The organism is Streptococcus mitis, from assembly GCF_026782895.1.
Classification (GTDB): Bacteria; Bacillota; Bacilli; order Lactobacillales; family Streptococcaceae; genus Streptococcus; species Streptococcus mitis_CB.
On the sequence record NZ_JAKUXJ010000006.1, the window covers coordinates 199,562 to 217,847 of the forward strand.

The 18,286-nt window shown below is 40.2% G+C and carries 14 protein-coding genes; 5 read left to right on the forward strand and 9 right to left on the reverse strand.

Features of this window, described 5'->3' with window-relative positions:
• Positions 1-205 precede the first annotated feature (205 nt).
• From cpsA to MK480_RS08615, 4 genes are all read right to left on the reverse strand, one after another.
• Positions 206-1,651, reverse strand: coding sequence for an LCP family glycopolymer transferase CpsA (cpsA, locus tag MK480_RS08600; RefSeq protein ID WP_261020301.1), 1,446 nt, complete (start codon positions 1,649-1,651; stop codon positions 206-208).
• A gap of 189 nt (positions 1,652-1,840) precedes the next feature.
• Positions 1,841-3,799: a peptide ABC transporter substrate-binding protein gene (locus tag MK480_RS08605; protein ID WP_268707527.1), complete on the reverse strand. Its 1,959-nt coding sequence runs from the start codon at positions 3,797-3,799 to the stop codon at positions 1,841-1,843.
• A 226-nt stretch (positions 3,800-4,025) separates the two neighbouring features.
• Positions 4,026-5,993 carry a peptide ABC transporter substrate-binding protein gene (locus tag MK480_RS08610; RefSeq protein WP_261034935.1) on the reverse strand — a complete coding sequence of 656 codons (1,968 nt, stop codon included), beginning with the start codon at positions 5,991-5,993 and terminating at the stop codon, positions 4,026-4,028.
• A 167-nt stretch (positions 5,994-6,160) separates the two neighbouring features.
• A complete protein-coding gene (locus MK480_RS08615) occupies positions 6,161-7,771 on the reverse strand; it encodes a glycoside hydrolase family 13 protein (RefSeq protein WP_268707528.1) in 1,611 nt (536 codons plus the stop codon).
• A 152-nt stretch (positions 7,772-7,923) separates the two neighbouring features.
• Between MK480_RS08615 and MK480_RS08620 the strand changes: the two genes are divergently transcribed.
• Both MK480_RS08620 and MK480_RS08625 read left to right on the forward strand, forming a co-directional pair.
• Positions 7,924-9,408: a DUF1846 domain-containing protein gene (locus tag MK480_RS08620; RefSeq protein ID WP_237447063.1), complete on the forward strand. Its 1,485-nt coding sequence runs from the start codon at positions 7,924-7,926 to the stop codon at positions 9,406-9,408.
• 94 nt (positions 9,409-9,502) lie between these two features.
• Positions 9,503-9,985 carry an S-ribosylhomocysteine lyase gene (locus MK480_RS08625; protein WP_237447064.1) on the forward strand — a complete coding sequence of 161 codons (483 nt, stop codon included), beginning with the start codon at positions 9,503-9,505 and terminating at the stop codon, positions 9,983-9,985.
• A 60-nt stretch (positions 9,986-10,045) separates the two neighbouring features.
• Here the strand turns inward: MK480_RS08625 and MK480_RS08630 are convergent, their stop codons facing one another.
• The 5 genes from MK480_RS08630 to rsmH form a co-directional block, all read right to left on the reverse strand.
• The gene (locus tag MK480_RS08630) at positions 10,046-12,151 is read right to left on the reverse strand and encodes an ATP-dependent Clp protease ATP-binding subunit (RefSeq protein WP_268707529.1); all 2,106 of its coding nucleotides are present in this window, start codon (positions 12,149-12,151) and stop codon (positions 10,046-10,048) included.
• A gap of 339 nt (positions 12,152-12,490) precedes the next feature.
• Positions 12,491-13,471, reverse strand: a complete 981-nt coding sequence (mraY, locus tag MK480_RS08635; protein ID WP_268707530.1) for a phospho-N-acetylmuramoyl-pentapeptide-transferase — start codon at positions 13,469-13,471, stop codon at positions 12,491-12,493.
• 1 nt (position 13,472) lies between these two features.
• A complete protein-coding gene (pbp2x, locus tag MK480_RS08640; protein ID WP_268707531.1) occupies positions 13,473-15,725 on the reverse strand; it encodes a penicillin-binding protein PBP2X in 2,253 nt (750 codons plus the stop codon).
• 3 nt (positions 15,726-15,728) lie between these two features.
• The gene (gene ftsL, locus MK480_RS08645) at positions 15,729-16,046 is read right to left on the reverse strand and encodes a cell division protein FtsL (protein WP_000227823.1); all 318 of its coding nucleotides are present in this window, start codon (positions 16,044-16,046) and stop codon (positions 15,729-15,731) included.
• A 9-nt stretch (positions 16,047-16,055) separates the two neighbouring features.
• Entirely contained in the window at positions 16,056-17,006 is a 951-nt protein-coding gene (rsmH, locus tag MK480_RS08650) for a 16S rRNA (cytosine(1402)-N(4))-methyltransferase RsmH (protein WP_054362533.1), read from the reverse strand.
• A 165-nt stretch (positions 17,007-17,171) separates the two neighbouring features.
• Here rsmH and MK480_RS08655 point away from each other — a divergent pair, with 165 nt between their 5' ends.
• From MK480_RS08655 to MK480_RS08665, 3 genes are read left to right on the forward strand one after another with little or no spacing between them, the layout of a single operon-like run.
• Positions 17,172-17,366 carry a helix-turn-helix transcriptional regulator gene (locus MK480_RS08655; protein WP_001082471.1) on the forward strand — a complete coding sequence of 65 codons (195 nt, stop codon included), beginning with the start codon at positions 17,172-17,174 and terminating at the stop codon, positions 17,364-17,366.
• A 15-nt stretch (positions 17,367-17,381) separates the two neighbouring features.
• Positions 17,382-17,924, forward strand: coding sequence for a DUF3278 domain-containing protein (locus tag MK480_RS08660; protein ID WP_268707532.1), 543 nt, complete (start codon positions 17,382-17,384; stop codon positions 17,922-17,924).
• A 10-nt stretch (positions 17,925-17,934) separates the two neighbouring features.
• Entirely contained in the window at positions 17,935-18,276 is a 342-nt protein-coding gene (locus tag MK480_RS08665) for a hypothetical protein (RefSeq protein ID WP_060627545.1), read from the forward strand.
• The last annotated feature ends 10 nt before the right edge of the window (positions 18,277-18,286 follow it).

Here is an 18,286-nt window from a genome sequence, read left to right on the forward strand (position 1 = left end):
ACTCCCTCCTTTTATTTTTAACAAACTGTTGTAGCAATTGTACAAGATGGATAACTTTAATCGATGTTACAATTGCATGTTTTACATCTCAAGTCCGTACTTCTTGTCCATAAGCTTCTGTCAAAAGGACCTTGCTTTCTTGCTTAGATTTTAAAACATCATCCACACCAAATACGATATACGAATGAATATCAATCATTGTGTCTTATTTTCCTTCCATCACATCATTGATTGCAGCCTTGACTGACTCTAAACTGCTATCACTTATCTCCATCATGTAAAGGTTGCTATCAGGCATGGCATAGGATGGCAAATCCATACGCCCTGTTCCTTTAAGATCTTGCGAATTAATCTTATAAGTTCCACCACTCTCAAGTTGGGCATTGGCCAGGTTCATCATGGTTTCAAGTGGCATATTGGTTTGCACGGAATCTTGTAGACCCTTTATAATACTGTCATAATTTTTCAAAGCTTCTGTCGAAGTTAACTTTTGCAAAATAGCGACAATAACTTTTTGCTGGTTACGACCACGATCTCGGTCTCCATCTGCCAATGAATAACGCTCACGTACAAAGCTAAGAGCTTGCTCCGAGTCAAGATGAACATTCCCTACAGGATAGAACTTCCCATTTGTATGAGCAGTAAATTCTTGATCATTATGAACATCAACTCCACCGAGAAGATCTATTAATTTCAAGAAAGAAGTGAAATTCAAACGAGCGTAATAGTTCAAGTCAATACCGTAGAGATTTTCCAGGGTATGAATGGAAGCATCTACTCCATAAATCCCCGCATGGGTCAACTTATCTTTTTGGTTGTTACCACCATCTGCAATTGGAACATAGGAATCACGAGGTGTCGTTGTCAAGAGAATCTTTTTAGTTTCGCGATTCACTGTCATAATGATATTGACATCCGAACGAGAAACTGAACTAATTGGACCGTAAGTATCAATTCCGCTGATATAAACATTGAAACTGTCACCTTTGACATCCTTTGGAGTTTCAACCTTCTTAGTCAATTCTTTGGTATAGATTTTCTTAATCTTTGAAGCATAGTCTGGATATTCGGATTCGATAATGTTTTCAAAGACACTGTTTAGAAGGATTGCCTTTGTATCTCCAGCTAACAAGCTCTTATAGGCCGCAAGATAGGATCTGCTTTCTTCGACTGTCAATTCCTTATTTTGACTAGCCTTAAGATCATTCATCAACTGTTGGATATTATCCTTATCCGTCCCAGTCGGCCCCGTTACACTGGTTACCTGACTGATATTATCAATTGAACTATCTGCTAATACCGCAATACTCATCGAATAATGTGAGTAGTTCGATGTCGCATTCAGGCGACTGGTAAATCCAATGAACTGCCCTACAGCAAAGAGAGAAGTTCCATTGATTAACACACCAAGCAGTAATAAAATCAGCGTTAGATTTTTAGCTTTCTTAGACCGAATTAAAAAGAAGCACAAGATGGCTAAGGCTACAATTAAGACAGCAACCACTATATTGAGATATCGGAAGGCTAGCATATTATACTTGAAAATCAAAAACAATAAAAAGACTGCTAGTAATGCATAGATAGCTAGCAACCCCCAACTAATCAATATTTTTGTTTTACCCTTACGAGCTCGCTTCGAAGATCTACTCACGATATACCTCTATTATCAATTTTTATTTCATTTTATTATATCATAAAAAAATACACTTGCGGGGTAAATCCGCTTAGGTAAGGCATTTTCATCTTCTTTCCGAAACATTCTTTTTGACTTGCAACCAATTACATCAATAAATTTACTATATAAACATCAAAACAAGGTCCCTTACGGAACCTCGCTCATCTATTTGACATGATTTTCTGCTTCTTTTTGAGCTTTTTCGATTGCTTTTTTACTTTCTTGCTCCCATTTAGTCTTAGCTTCTTCAAACTGTTTGATTGTCACAGTATCTTTTTGCAGTTTCATATACTTGTAGTTATTGCCATCACCCTTGATACCGACCATTGAGTACCCTCTTGTAAATGGCGTTACTTTGGTTACAGATGCTGTTCCACCACTTGACATGGCTGACATAATCAGAGAATTGTCAATCATCCAAGCCTGTGCTTCAGCATATTTTTCATAGCGTTTTGCTACATCTTTATTTTCACTATCTGCATCTTTGAGCATCTTGGTGTAAGTATCAAGCCCCAAGCTAGCAATCTTAGATTTATCTTCTTGAGCATCTAAACCAAAAATCTTGAGGTAGAACCCATCCTCTGCATTGAAAGGATTGAGATAGGTTGATGGATCCTGATAGTCACCTACCCAACCATCAAAGTTCAAATCATAGTCTCGATCAGCAGGCGTTGGTGCCAAGAAGGCTACGTTATTAAAATCATCTGTTGAAAGTTGCTGAACATCAATGAAAATGTTATCAGCACCTAAAACTGACTCTAGAGTCTGCTTAACAGAGTTCATGCCTGTCACAGCATTTTTACTTGTTTGATCAACAGCCACATCCAAGTGAATAGGGAAAGTCACACCTTGACTTGCCAATTCTTTTTTAGCTTCCGCAAATTTTGCTTGGGCTTTTTCTTTGTTAAAATAGGCATCCTGAGCATCTGCCAAGTTAATACCTGACCATTCTGTTCCGTAGTTGACCAATTTAGAAGCGACTACTTCTCCAAAGGTCTTGTCTCCCACTTGGACAAATGTAGGAGGTACTAGGGTGTTACGAAGGGTCTTGCTAGCTGCTTCTTCCCCATTTGACTGAGCAGAGTAGGCTGTGCGATCCAAGGCAAAGTTCACCGCTTGACGGAAGTTCTTGTTCAAAACAGCTGTCTCAGTTGATTTCTTCTGCTCATCTGTCGTTTTAGATGTATGGTTGTAAGCCTTACGGTTGACGTTGAAATTGAAGTACCAAGAAGTCTTGTCCTGCAAGCTATAAACGATATTATCCTTATATTTTTCTTTGGTCTTGGCGAAGTTAGAACTATTTGGATAAACCCCAGCGATTGAATAGGCTCCACTTTCAAAGTTACGGATGGTCAATTCTTGGTCTGAGCCATCAAAGTAAGCCAATTTCACGTGTTCAATCGATACTTTGTCATGATCGTAGTAATGCGGATTTTTCACATACTCGATCGATGATTTTGATGTGAAATCTTTTAACAAATAAGGTCCGCTGTAAAGAATACTATCTGGAGATAGAGTCCCAAAATCTTTCCCTTTTGAGTTTAGAAACTCTTCATTCACTGGGAAAAGAATACTGTTGGTTGTTTTTGAGTTCCAGTAAGGCTCTGGGCGTACCAAAGTATACTCAACAGTCTGGTCGTCGATGGCCTTCACCCCAACCTTAGAAAAGTCAGAATCCGCTCCTGTAATATAATCATTCAAGCCCTTGATCGAGTTTTGAATCAAGTCAATGGCCTGGGATTTATTATCCACTGCATACTTGATACCTGTCACAAAATCTTGTGCCTTGACTGGGGCGTACTCTTCACCGTCAGCCGTGAACCATTTGGCATCTTTTCTCAATTTATAGGTATAAGTCAGACCGTCGCTTGAAACAGACCAGTCTTCTGCCAAAGACGGAACTAGGTTTCCGTGGTTGTCATTTTCAAGCAAGCCATCAACTAGGTTGGTAATGATAGCTGTATTATCAGCGTAGTAGTCTAACAAGTAGTTAAATGTAGTTGGGTTTCCACTAAAGGTTGATGAGTAAGTTTTTGTATCTGAACCTGATTGTCCGCAAGCAGTTAAAAGCAAAGCAGCCGCAACAGTCAGGCCTGCACTAAGGACACGCTTTTTTGTATTCATCTTCTTTCTCCTTTATGTTAGTTTTTGTAACATAAGTTTATTTTACCAAAATAGTGGAAATTTGTAAAGTTAATTGAATTTCGAGAATGAAAGTTTATAAACCTTGGTTATAAAAAAACAAAGGATTTCTGCCTTTCATACAGTCCTCCCTTGTTTTTATGCGATTTATCATTTAAATATCAATGAATTAACTGATAACCTAACGAAAGCAAGAATCTCATTCACGTTATTTTATGTGCTTTTCTAAATCCTTTTGATACTGAGCATTCGATTCCAGTTTTTCCTTTTGCCACTTTTTGAAGGCCGCATCATACTCTTTAGTTGTCACAATATCATTTTGAAGTTCCATTCCTTTAAAAATAAATGGATCCCCCTTAATACCGACCTGTGAATAAGCTTTGGTAAATGGAACAGTACGACTAACCATAGGAGAGCCCCCTGAAGAAGCAACTGGAATAAGAAGTGAACTATCAGTAACCCAAGCCTGTGCTTTAGCATACTTTTCGTATCGTTTATCAAGATTACTTGTCTCAGAAGCCGCATCATCCAAGAGCTTCTTGTATTCATCCAAGCCAACTTTTGCCACAACTTCAGGATCCTTGCCCTTTGTTATACCTAGATGCTTCAAAGCAGAACCCTTCTTAGCATCTAAAATATTGAGATAGGTTGCTGGATCTTGATAATCTGGTCCCCAACCAGTTCCATTCAAATCATAATCTTTTTGGGTTGGAACTTTAGCTTGAGAAGTAATACTTTCCTTCTCATTATCCGTCATTTGAAGAACATCTATAATTACATTCTCAGTTCCCAATGTTTCTTCAATCGATTGTTTTAATGAATTTGTCTGTTGAACTGCAACTACATCCGTCTGTTCTACTGGTACATCCAAATGAATCGGGAAACTTACTCCCTTTGTTTGCAATTCTGACTTCGCTTTCTCAAACGCAGACTTGGCCTTTGTAGGATTGTAAATTGTATCCTTGCCATCTGTGAGAGTCACATCTTTCCATTGCTCTCCATATTTCAGCAGTTCATCCTGAGCCAGCTGCCCGAAAGTCTTCCCAGCTACTTGAACATAGTTATCTGGCACTAGACTATTACGAATAATCTTATCCGCACCTTCTTCGCCATTTAATTGAGCTGTATAGGCGTGGCGATTAAATGCAAAATTAAGAGCCTGACGGAAGTTCTTATTGAGAAGAGCTTCTTTTGTTGATGTTTTTTGTGACTCATCTGTTTTAGCTGTTTTATTGTAAGACTGGCGGTTTACGTTCACAGTGAGGTAGTAGCTTGTTGCCTCTTGTGGACTATAGACAATCTTATCTCCGTACTCTTTCTTAGTTGACTCAAAGTTTGAGCTTGCTGGAAAAAGACGTGCAGTGGTATAGGCACCTTGTGTAAAGCTACGAATTAAGGATTCTTGATCTGAACCATCATAGAATGTCAATTTAACATTATCAATTTTGACATTGTCCTTATCCCAATAGTTAGGATTTTTTTCATATTCAATCACAGATTTAGAAATCAAAGATTTCAAAAAATATGGGCCATTGTAAAGAATACTTGATGGAGTTGGCGCTCCGTAATCCTTGCCTGTTGCATTCAAAAATTCTTCATTTACAGGAAGCATGGTTGCTGTGGTTACTTTAGAGTTCCAAAAACTTTCCGGTTTATTAAGGGTATATTCTACCGTATAATCATCAAGAGCCTTCACACCTACAGTTGAGAAGTCGTTTGTCTCACCACTAACATAAGCCTCCAATCCTTTGATGGATTTCTCAACCAAAGAAAGACCATCGGATTTTCCGTCTGCTGCATGCTTTAATCCGGTGACAAAATCCTGAGCTTTAACTTCCGCATACTCTTCTCCTTCTGAAGTATACCACTTCACACCTTTACGTAGTTTGTAAGTATAAGTCAAGCCATCTTTAGAAACTGACCAATCCTCTGCTAGAGAAGGAATGAGATTCCCATATTTATCATTCTCTAAAAGACCGTCGACGACATTACCTATTACGTCAGAAGTTGAACTTTTACTTGTAACGCTATAATCCAAGGATGATGGATCAACAGCATAAACATAAGAGAATGTTTTGGGAGCATCTGCATTCTTTTCACTTTTCCCACAAGCTGTTAAAAGAATGGCTGTACTCAAGGTCACTCCTGCTCCTAAGAGCCACTTTTTCGATTTCATAGGTAATCTCCTTTAAGAAAGTATTTTCACTATTATACCTTATTTTTTTATAAATACAAGAATTTTAGTGCGATTTGTTAGAAAATTCTAACAAATATTTTTAAAAGAGTTTTTTACACAACTTTTAGCAAAAAACCTCAAACTCTAAGGCTCAAGGTTCTCACTTTTTAGTTAGTCATTTCCACACAGAAAGCATCCCATGGAGCTAAGATTTGTTTTTCAAAGACTTCCTGAGCCACGGTGTTTTCAATCAAGACCGATTTGACGTTTCCTTCTACGGTCAAGTCTTGCTCTTCATTGGACAAGTTAGCCACAACTAGAAAACGACGGTCCCCATCTTTACGGATATAGGCGAAGACCTTGTCAGCTGTTTCCAATAGTTCAAAGTCAGCTCGAATCAGCCAGCTATTCTCCTTACGAATTTGGACCAACTTCTGATAAGTATAAAAAATAGAATCTGGATTTGCCAGTGCTTCTTGAACGTTGATTGCTTGATAGTTTGGGGTGACTGCCAACCAAGGTTGACCTGTTGAGAAACCAGCGTTTTTGCTCTCGTCCCATTGCATAGGGGTACGGGCATTGTCACGTCCAATGACACGGATACTTTCCATGATTTCGTCCATCGGCACACCTTTTTCAAGAGCTTCACGCGCATAGTTGAGGGATTCAATATCTTCTACTTGGTCCAGTGTTTCAAACGGATAATTTGTCATCCCAATTTCCTCACCTTGGTAGATATAAGGAGTCCCTCTCATGAGATGAAGCAAGATAGCAAAGGCTTTGGCAGATTTTTCACGGTATTCTTGGTCATTTCCCCAGATAGAGACGATACGAGGGAGGTCATGATTGTTCCAGAAGAGCGAATTCCAACCGTCCTCAACTCCTAACTCTGTCTGCCATTTATTGAAAATCTCTTTCAACTTAGAGATATTCAGCTCTTTTTGATAATGCCATTTAGGTTGCCCTTCCTGATACTGAAGACCGATATGTTCAAACTGGAAGACCATAGACAATTCTTGTCCCTTTGGATCAGAGTAGAGCTTAGCGATCTCTGGAGTTGCTCCCCAAGTCTCTCCTACTGTCAAGAGATTCTTATCTCCAAAGGTCGCCTGATTCATCTCCTTGAGATAAGGGTGGAGCATAGGACCATTATTGACTACTTTCTCGTCAGGAATTTTCCCAATCATGTCAATGACATCCATGCGGAAACCGCCAATCCCTTTATCAATCCAAAAGTTCATCATCTCATAAATTTTCTGACGAAGTTTTTCATTTTCCCAGTTGAGATCTGGCTGTTTCTTACTGAAAAAGTGGAGATAGTACTGACCTGACTTTTCATCGTACTCCCAAGCAGACCCACTAAAGATAGACTCCAAATCGTTGGGTTCATCCCGCCAGATATAGTAGTCTCGTTCAGGGCTATCAGGATTTTCACAGGCCTCGACAAACCAAGCATGCTCATCTGAAGTATGATTGACCACTAAGTCCATGATGATACGAATATCACGTTTCTTAGCTTCCGCGATCAGTTGGTCCATATCCTCCATGGTCCCGAAAATAGCCGCAATCGCTTGATAATCAGCAATATCATAGCCATTATCATCCATAGGACTGTCATAAACAGGAGAAAGCCAAATCGCTGTAATTCCTAACTTGGCTAGATAGTCTAACTTACTGGTAATTCCTGACAAATCGCCAATTCCATCTCCGTTGCTATCCATAAAGCTCTTAGGATAAACTTGATAGACTACGGCATTGTGCCACCATTTTTCTTGCATCTTCTTACCTCATTATTTTAATAATCTATAATCTATGATAGCACTTTTTAGATATTTGTGCAAGCGTTTGCCTAATCTTTTTGATTCCTTTTTTAACTCCATAGTTTCCTAACTTCCATTTTTTTATTATAATAGAGGTCAGAGGTAAAAAAATGAAAAAACAAGCTTTTAGTTCTGAACAATATTTGAATCTACAACGCGACCATATTTTGGAGCGCATTAACCAATTTGACGGCAAGCTCTACTTGGAGTTTGGTGGCAAAATGTTAGAAGACTTCCACGCTGCTCGTGTCCTTCCTGGTTATGAACCTGACAACAAAATCAAGCTCTTACAAGAATTGAAAGAGCAAGTCGAGGTTGTAATTGCCATTAATGCTAGCAACATCGAACATTCCAAAGCACGTGGTGACTTGGGCATTTCTTATGACCAAGAAGTTCTTCGTTTGATTGATAAATTCAATGAATTGGGAATTTTTGTTGGCTCCGTTGTCATCACACAGTACGCTGGTCAACCAGCTGCAGATGCCTTCCGCAACCAACTTGAGAAAAATGGAATTGATTCTTATCTTCATTATCCAATCAAAGGATATCCGACGGATATGGATCATATCATTTCCCCAGAAGGCATGGGGAAAAATGACTACATCAAAACCAGTCGCAACTTGATCGTCGTAACTGCTCCTGGACCTGGTTCTGGAAAATTGGCAACCTGTATGTCCAATATGTACCACGACCAAATCAATGGTATCAAGTCTGGCTACGCTAAGTTTGAAACCTTCCCAGTTTGGAATCTTCCCCTTCATCACCCAGTCAATTTGGCTTATGAAGCTGCCACAGCAGACCTTGATGATGTCAACATGATTGACCCCTTCCATCTCCAAACCTATGGAGAAACCACTGTCAACTACAACCGTGATATCGAAATCTTCCCAGTGCTCAAACGTATGTTGGAACGTATCCTTGGTGAATCTCCATACGCTTCACCAACAGACATGGGTGTCAACATGGTTGGTTTCGCTATTACAGATGATGAGGCTGCTGTCGAAGCTTCTAAACAAGAAATCATCCGCCGTTACTATCAAACTGTTCTTGATTTTAAAGCCGAAAAAGTTGGCGAAGCTGCTGTCAAGAAAATCGAGTTGCTTATGAATGACCTCGGTATCACACCAGCAGACCGTAAGGTTGCTGTTGCTGCACGCCAAAAAGCAGAAGAAACTGGCGGACCAGCCCTAGCCCTTGAATTGCCAAGCGGAGAAATCGTCACAGGTAAGAACTCAGAACTCTTTGGCCCTACAGCCGCTGCCTTGATCAACGCCATCAAGAAATCAGCTGACATTGCTAAAGAAGTAAAACTAATCGAGCCTGAAGTTGTTAAGCCAATCCAAGGTCTTAAAATCGATCATCTGGGTAGCCGCAATCCTCGCCTTCATTCAAATGAAATCCTGATTGCACTTGCTATCACAGCTACAGAAAATCCTGATGCTGCTCGTGCTATGGAAGAACTTGGCAACCTCAAAGGAAGCGAAGCCCACTCAACCATCATCTTAACCGATGAAGACAAGAATGTCCTTCGCAAATTGGGTATCAATGTAACCTTTGACCCTTACTACCAATACGACCGCTTGTATCGTAAGTAGCGATTCGAACCTCTCCACTCTCGGAGAGGTTTTCTCTCTGTCTCAAGATCCGGCTTTATGTTATAATGAAAAGAGAAAACTGAAAGGATTTACCATGTCAAAAGAAGTTATTGTCGAAAGTTTTGAACTTGACCACACCATTGTTAAAGCACCCTATGTTCGCTTGATCGGGGAAGAAACAGGGCCAAAGGGAGACGTTATCTCCAACTTTGATATTCGCTTGGTGCAACCAAACGAAGACTCTATCCCTACCGCTGGCCTTCACACTATCGAGCACCTCTTAGCTAAACTTATCCGTACCCGGATTGACGGTATGATTGACTGTTCACCATTTGGTTGCCGCACAGGCTTCCACATGATTATGTGGGGACGTCACACCAGTGCTAAAATCGCTGCTGTTATCAAGGATTCGCTCAAGGAAATCGCTGAGACTACTACTTGGGAAGATGTCCCTGGAACAACCATCGAATCTTGCGGCAACTACAAGGATCACAGCCTCTTTTCTGCTAAAGAATGGGCAAAACTCATCCTAGAACAAGGGATTTCAGATGATGCCTTTGAACGCCATGTCATCTAAACACAAAAAAGGAACCAGTTTTTCAGCTGGCTCCTTCTTTTTTATGCTCAAAATTCTGTCTTAGGCTTTTTCACGAATGACCAAAACACCATCTTCCATATCAGCTTCTAGGTGTTTAGCATCAAGGTTATCCAAGTGGAAATCTGTGACTTTGTCACGGATTTGTTGTTCAACCACACGACGGAGTGGACGAACACCCATAACTTCATCGTAGCCTTCCTCAGTCATGTATTCTTTAGCAGCTTCGCTCACTGCCAAGTCAATGTCTTTCTTAGAAAGCGTCTTGTTAACTTCAACCAACATAAGGTCTACAATCTTAGAAAGATCTTCTTTGCTCAAGTGTGAGAATTCGATGACAGCATTGAAACGGTTAAGGAATTCTGGACGGAAGTAAGGTTTCAAACGATCCATCAATTCTGGTTTATCAGCATCTTCTGTCAAGTTAGCTTCGTAACCAAAGCCTGCGTTTGAAGTTGCGATAATCACCGTATTCTTGAAGTTGACAGTGTTACCTTGACCATCTGTCAAACGACCATCGTCCAAAACTTGAAGGAGAAGGGTGATGACTTGAGGGTCAGCCTTTTCAATTTCGTCGAGAAGGACGATTGAGTATGGATTGCGACGGACGCGTTCTGTCAAGGTATTGTTGTTGTCATCGTAACCAACATAACCTGCAGTTGTACCAATCAATTTAGATACGGCTGTGCGGTCGCTGTATTCTGACATGTCCAAACGGATGATAGCATCTTTCGTTCCGAACATATCAAGAGCCAATTGTTTAGCCAACTCAGTCTTACCAACACCAGTAGGACCTACAAAGAGGAAGCTACCGATTGGACGGTTACCTTCATCAAAACCAGCACGGTTACGACGGATAGCTTTTGCTACTGCTTCAACGGCCTTATCTTGACCAATAACTTTCGTCTGCAAACGATGCCCCATATCTTTCAAACGTTCGATGTCCGTAGCCCCCATTTGAGATACTGGAATACCCGTCATCCGTTCTACAGATTCAGCCACATCGTTGACACTTGCAGTCACTTTCATATCTTCTGTATGGTTTTCGATTTTCTTTTCCAATTCTGCAATGCGTGTTTTATAGTTTAGAGCTGCTTCAAAATCTTCTGCCTCAACTGCTTTTTCTTGCTTGTCTTTTTCTGCCTCAATTTCACGTTCAACAGCATGAACATCTGTTACTGGATGCTGAGCTGCCAAGTGAGCCGCCGTAACATCGACAAGGTCGATAGCCTTATCTGGCAAGCTACGTTGAGGAATATACTGAACAGAATAATCCACTGCTGCTTTTAAGACTTCATCTGGCAAAATAACATTGTGGTGTTGTTGATAGAGATCACGAATTCCTTGAAGGATTTTAAAAGTATCCTCTGCTGAAGGAGCATTGACCTTGACTTCGTTGAAACGACGAGCAAGGGCTGCATTTTTCAAGATAGTATTACGGTATTCGTCTTGAGTTGTTGCGCCAATCACTGTCAATTCTCCACGAGAGAGGGCTGGCTTGAGAATGTCTGCAAGCCCTTTAGAACCACTGTCACCTCCAGTAGATCCAGCACCGAGGATTTGGTGAATTTCATCAAAGAAGAGGATAATATTTCCCGCTTCTTTGACCTCATTGACTAAGTTTTGAACGTTTTCTTCAAAACTACCGCGGTATTGAGTCCCAGCCTCAAGACCAGAGATATCTATAGAAATAATTTCCTTGTTCTTAATAGCAGCTGGAACATCACCGTTCACAATGGCTTGTGCCAAACCTTCGACAACTGCTGTCTTACCAACACCTGCATCTCCGACTAGAACAGGATTGTTCTTGGTACGGCGTGAAAGAATTTCAGATGTTTCTTGAATTTCCTTGTTTCGTCCGATAACAGGATCCAACTTGCCCTCACGCGCTTCTGCTGTCAAGTTTCGACCTAGTTTAGCAAGGACACCGTCTTGTTTCATACCTGAAGCCTGTTGTGGCATTTGTCCATCAGTTTCTGCATTTCCTGGTAATTGACCAGTTGCACGATAATGAGCAAATTCCTCAGGTGTTACTTCACGTCCATTAATCAAGTAGCGACGATTTTCAGAACTATATCCTCGCATACCACCCATCAATTGGTTAAATAAATCATCCATGTTGTTAAAATTATTAAAGTTGTTGTTCATATTCTTTACCTCTTTTTGTTTACTTAGTTATTATTACTGATATTGACTATCTTTGACCTTTGTTTTAAAAAATTTAGACTAGCTAAATCGCTACTCTACGTACTATTTCTGGTTTTTCTTTTTCAAGCAGGAGTAGACTATCTTTACTTCTAAAGATTTCTAGATTAAACATAGACCCCACCTCTTTCTATTTTACTTTAAATAAGTGTTCTAGTAAGGCTTTCATTTACCTTACGTTCATAATATACTACATTAGTCAAAAAAGGTCAAGGAATTTGACTTTAATTGACCAATATTTTTTAAAAAGCAAAAACACCCTGAAACATCAGGGTGCCATTCTTACATCAAATACAAAATTGCTAGTGTCAAAAGACTTGCTAGAAGCCCCACTCCCCAAAAGAAGAAATCAACCTTCCACTCGCTCCAAGGATTTCCTTTACCAGACAATCCTCCAAGCTCAAAATGGTGATGCACAGGCGTCATACGGAAAATACGTTTACCACCAGTCATTTTGAAATATCCGACTTGCATCATGACCGAAGTTGTTTCAAAGACATAAACAATTCCGATAATCAAGAGAGTCCATTCTTGGTGGAGAGCCATAGAAATAGCTGCCAGCATTCCACCGAGAGCCAAACTTCCCACATCTCCCATAAAGACTTTAGCAGGCTTATGGTTAAAGACGAAGAAACCAAGTAAACCACCAATCATAGCCAAAATCACCAGAAGAATATCCATCTGACCTTGCACATAGGCAATAACTCCATAGGCAGACAAACTAATCACAACGGAAATACTAGCTAAACCGTCAATACCGTCTGTCAAGTTTACTGCGTTTGAAAAACCGACTAGCCAGAAAAGAGCGAAGACAATATAGAAAATCCCTAGATGCACTTGGTAACCAAAGACAGAAAGCATATCTCCACCGCGCTCATAGAAAAGGTAGAAAATGACGCCACCTAGAAGCTGAAGAGCCAATTTCTGTTTGGGATTAAGTCCCTCATTGATTTTACGGAAGACCTTGAGGAAGTCATCTAAAAATCCGATTAAACCATAAAGAAACAAGATAAATAAAATCATACAAACATTATTGCTGAGTTGATTACTAAATAGGGCGAAAAAGAAAGCAACTAAAACAGAAGCAATTAAGAAAACCAAACCTCCCATTGTAGGAGTCCCAGCTTTTGCCTGGTGCTGTTTGACATCCTCATGCATCTGCTGGCCTGTAATTTGCGCCTTTCTATAAAATTGGATAAAGGCCGGAATTCCTACTAAAGTTAGTAAAAATGTCACAATTCCAGCACTGATAGAAATAAACATATTAGTCTCCTAAAGTTAATTTAATTTTTTTAATGTTTTTGATAACTGTATTAGTCCGAACATCCTGCTTCTGAACGACGGAACCTGAACCTTCAAATTCCAGCTCGATATCCAACCATTTAGCAAAGGCCTCAGCAGTCTCTTTTTTCCAGCCATACATGTCTGGAATTTCTTCTACCTTATCCGATAAAAGGATAACTTGTTGGTTTGGTGCAAGATTGGTCCCTTCTTCTACAGATGATTCTTTAATCTTTGTTCCAGTACCTACAACGATTGGTTGCACAATATTTCGGCGTAAGGCTTCCGCCAACTCACCAGGTGAAATATCCTTGATGCTAGGCATTGCATAAGAAGATTCTGTCGTAACTTTATCTAAATTCTTGGCTGGAGATTGAAGATTGAGAGATTCTTTCATAGCTGAAGCCCGCTCCAAGATTGGGTTGGCAAATTCTCCCAATTGGATACCTGAATAATGTTCAGGCTGTTGAACCGTTACATACAAGATAAAATCAGGATTTTCAGCAGGGTTCATAGCCACAACTGAGAAAATGTAGTTGGTAGAACCAACCAAGTAGCCTCCATTTTTCTCGTCTGCGATTTGAGCCGTACCAGACTTGAGGGCTACATTTTGACCTGGAACTGTTATAATTGGCTTTCCTGTGTAGTGATTATACATAGTTCCATATAGAGGGTCCGTCCCAACTAAGATCATGTGATTTCGAGTTGTGCTTGCTGCCTCTTTGGAAACAGGATTTCCTACTATTTCTTTTTGTGACTTACGTACAGACTGATTGTTAGTATCATAAATAGCACTTATAAATTTTGGCTCCAGCATAACTCCATCATTAGCAATGGCTGTAAAGGCACGAAGCATTTGTGTTTGTGTCACTGAAATTCCTTGCCCAAATGAGCTTTGAGCAATACTAACAATATTATCAGCTGGAAGTTGACCAGCGTATTCATCTGTCAAGCCAAAGCGAGTTGGAACCCCAAATTTAAAGCGGTTTAGATAATCCAACCAAGTAGTATCTCCCATTTTTTGTTCAAGTAGACTCATTCCAACATTACTGGAGTGAGCGAAACCTTGTAAGAAAGTCATCATCCCACCAGTAGTCAAACCATCATTAACATCCCAATCTCGAGTCGTCGCATCCGCTATTTTGAATTCACTGCTATTGAAGTATTCTCCACTTGGGAAGGTATTATTATCAATAGAAGAAGCTAACGTCATAACCTTCATGGCTGATCCTGGTTCATAGTTACTTTGATAAAGAATATCACGCCAAACAAAGTCCTCAGTGATTCCTTCTTTAGTATCTGCATTAAAGGTAGGTCGTTGGGTGGTAGCGAGGATTTCACCGGTCTTTGCACTGACCAAGGTCGCGGTCATGTACTTACCTTTTACTTTTTCTAGAAAGGCATCCATCTGAGTTTCCATGAAAGATTGGAGCGGACTAGACAATGTTGTATAAACATCCTTGCCATCCACAGTTTGTTGGGAAACTTGTTCCGTTCCGGGGACAATATTTCCCAGACGATCCTTTTCATAGGTAATAATGCCGTCTGTCCCTGCAAGAATACTGTTCAAGGAACTCTCCATTCCAGAGGTTCCCAGCAAGCTCTTGCTGCCATCTTCATTTTCATGGAGCTGAGCTAGTCCGATAAAACTAGAAGCAAATTGTCCGTTTGGGTAACTACGATTGGGACTGGTTGTAAAATCAATCCCCTTGACCTCTGCAGTTTCCAACTCTTTTTTGATAGACATCATATTGGCATAGGTAATCCCATTGCCCTTTGCTCCAAAGGAAACTTGCTTGAGATTAGGTTGCGAGAGTTGCTCTCTTACATAGGATTCTTCCATGTCCAGATACTTATGAAAGACCTCTGCAACCTTGTTAAATTGTGTTTTTTCTACGTAAAGAATCTTACCCGTTGCTGACTTATAGTTCTCATCAATAACCGCATAGACATTATAGGAGGTTGCATCCTCAGCAATTGGGACTCCATTTCGGTCATAAATAGTCCCACGTTTGGCAGGGACTGTACGGGTTATTTGGTGAACTTTCTTAGCCTCTTTGACTAGATCCGTTCCAAATTTACTACCACTTCCGATAATAACAGCAAAATTGACCAAAAAGACAGCGAAAAGTACGACAGCTAACAAGCTGATGTACTTCCCCACTATTTTACGGTTTTCTGCTGGAGATTTACGGTTTCTAATCGCAAATCGGGTTATTCTTTTTGTCCACTTCATATCTTACTCCGCTGATCGAATATTCTCGTTATTCAATTTTAAATCTTTTTTATCTGCAATTTCTTTCAAGCGCTCTGAACGAATCAATTCATTCACTTCCTGCTTAGCATCATCGAGCTCTGTCTTCTTCTCCTCTATCTGCGCATTGATTTTTGTCAAATCACTTTGCACTTGCAAGAGTCGTGTCTGCATAAAGATAATGCTCACTGCTAAAACGAGAGCCGTAAAAGCGATGGAAAGATAAAAAGCCTTCTCCACACGTGAGAATTTTTTTATACGATTCTGCAAGAATTGACTGGTTGTTTCTTTCTTATCTACCATTTTTTCCTCTTACTTGTGAATTTTTCTGGCCACGCGCAACTTGGCTGAGTGCGAGCGGTTATTGGCTTCTAATTCTTCTGCGCTTGGCAAGATTGGCTTACGGGATACCAATTCCATCTTGGGCTTGAGATCATCTGGGATGAAAGGCAAGCCTTTGGGGACTTCCACTGTTGAAGCCTCCTTAAACAACTGCTTGGTCAAGCGGTCTTCTAAGGAATGAAAGGTAATCACTGAAATTCTACCATCCAGAGCCAACATGTCCATGGCCTGCTGGATGGACTCATCTGCCGCTCCCAGTTCATCATTAACTTCAATTCGAATAGCCTGGAAAATCTGCTTGGCAGGATGCCCCTTCTTCTTGAGTTCCTTGGCAGGCTTGGCTGACTTGATAATTTCTGCCAGCTCAGTCGTTGTCTCGATTGGCTTGACTTCACGTACCTGTTCAATCTTACGCGCTATCTGTTTAGAGAATTTGTCCTCGCCATACTTGAAGAAAATACGAACCAAGTCATGATAGTCATAGTGGTTCACCACTTCATAGGCTGTCAGACTAGCATCCTGATTCATGCGCATGTCTAGTGGTGCATCCTTTTTATAAGAAAAACCACGCTCACGCTGATCCAATTGAGGACTAGATACTCCCAAGTCATAACAAATTCCATCAATTTCCTGAACACCAGCTTCGCGCAAACGTGCCTGTAAATGACGGAAGTTATCCTTTATAAAAGTCACCATCCCTTTTTCGATATAGGGTGCCAAGCGTTTTTGCGCATTGTCAATGGCATTCTGGTCCTGGTCAAAGGCATAGAGATGGCCTTTTTCACTCAATTTACTTAATAAATATTCGCTATGGCCCGCTCCACCCAAAGTCGCATCAACGTAGATACCGTCAGGCTTTACGTCGAGCATATCAATCGTTTCGTGGAGTAAGACCGTTACATGATGAAATTCTTTTGTCATATCTTATCTATTTTACCACAAATCCGACTAGCTTGCACTAGTCAGACAAATAGGTCAAAAAAAGTAAGATTTCTTTAAGAAATATGTCAAATATGCTTGACATCCGCTCTATAGAAGAATATAATATAGTCAAATATATACGACACAATTCAGAAAGGAGTCCAGATGAATCGTGTGAAAGAATTTCGCAAGGAATTGGGTATTTCCCAGCTCGAACTAGCCAAGGATATCGGTGTCTCGAGACAAACCATCAATATGATTGAGAACGACAAGTACAATCCAACCCTGGAACTCTGTCTCAATCTCGCCCGCAGCCTCCAAACTGACCTCAACAGTCTCTTTTGGGAGGATAATTTTTAAAAAAGGAGCCAACTCATGAAAAAAGAAACCTTCACTGAAAAACTCATCAAACGCACATACGGCATTTCTGAGCCCCTTGACGAATACAAACGGCGCGAGGCCGATCGTATCGGTAACCAAGTCTTTATCATCCTCTTTTATCTGATGATTTTCGGAAATCTTATTCCACTCCTTCTAGCCTATAAATTTCCTCAACTAGTGGCTCTGGTCTATCCTCCTCTGATTTTAGTGATTGCCCTCATCGCTGCTAGCTATCTCACCTACCAAATGCAAAAAACAGGGATTACAACTATTGATCCAGATATGCTGAGTGAGAAAGAAAGTAAGCAACTACATTACCCTGGTCTGAAAGCAGGTTTGTTCTTTGGTCTATGGATGTTTTTTATAACTCCTCTTCTCAGTATACTCATAGGTGAAGGTCAGGACTATTTTCATTCTCTCCTAACTATAAGAAATGGTGTATCAAGCATTCTCGGTTCTATTTTCTTCGGAGCGAGCATACAGTTCCTCATCTCCCGTCGCATTGCAAAAACTAAAAAAGAGCAAGATGAGGATTAGGAGGTGCCCTATGAAATCACTAGTAACTTTACTATTCAGTCATATTTTTGTCAGCATCTTTATTACCTTCGTCCTGTTTTCTGGACATATTACGCGTCCTTTCTTGATCATTTTCCTTTTATTTCTTCCTTTGCTGAACAAGGGACAAATACTTCAGAAAATCCAATCCAAAAAAATACGCCTTCTAAACGTATCTCTCTGTTTTATTCTCGTATCCTTCCCACAACTTTTAAGGCGTCCTGCAGATTGGAGATACCTAGTATTTATAACAACCTGTATCATTTTTAGCTTGATTTACTTCTATACTTTCTATCAACTCGTTAAAGAAGTCAATCAAAAACCACTCATTTAGGAGGTTACTA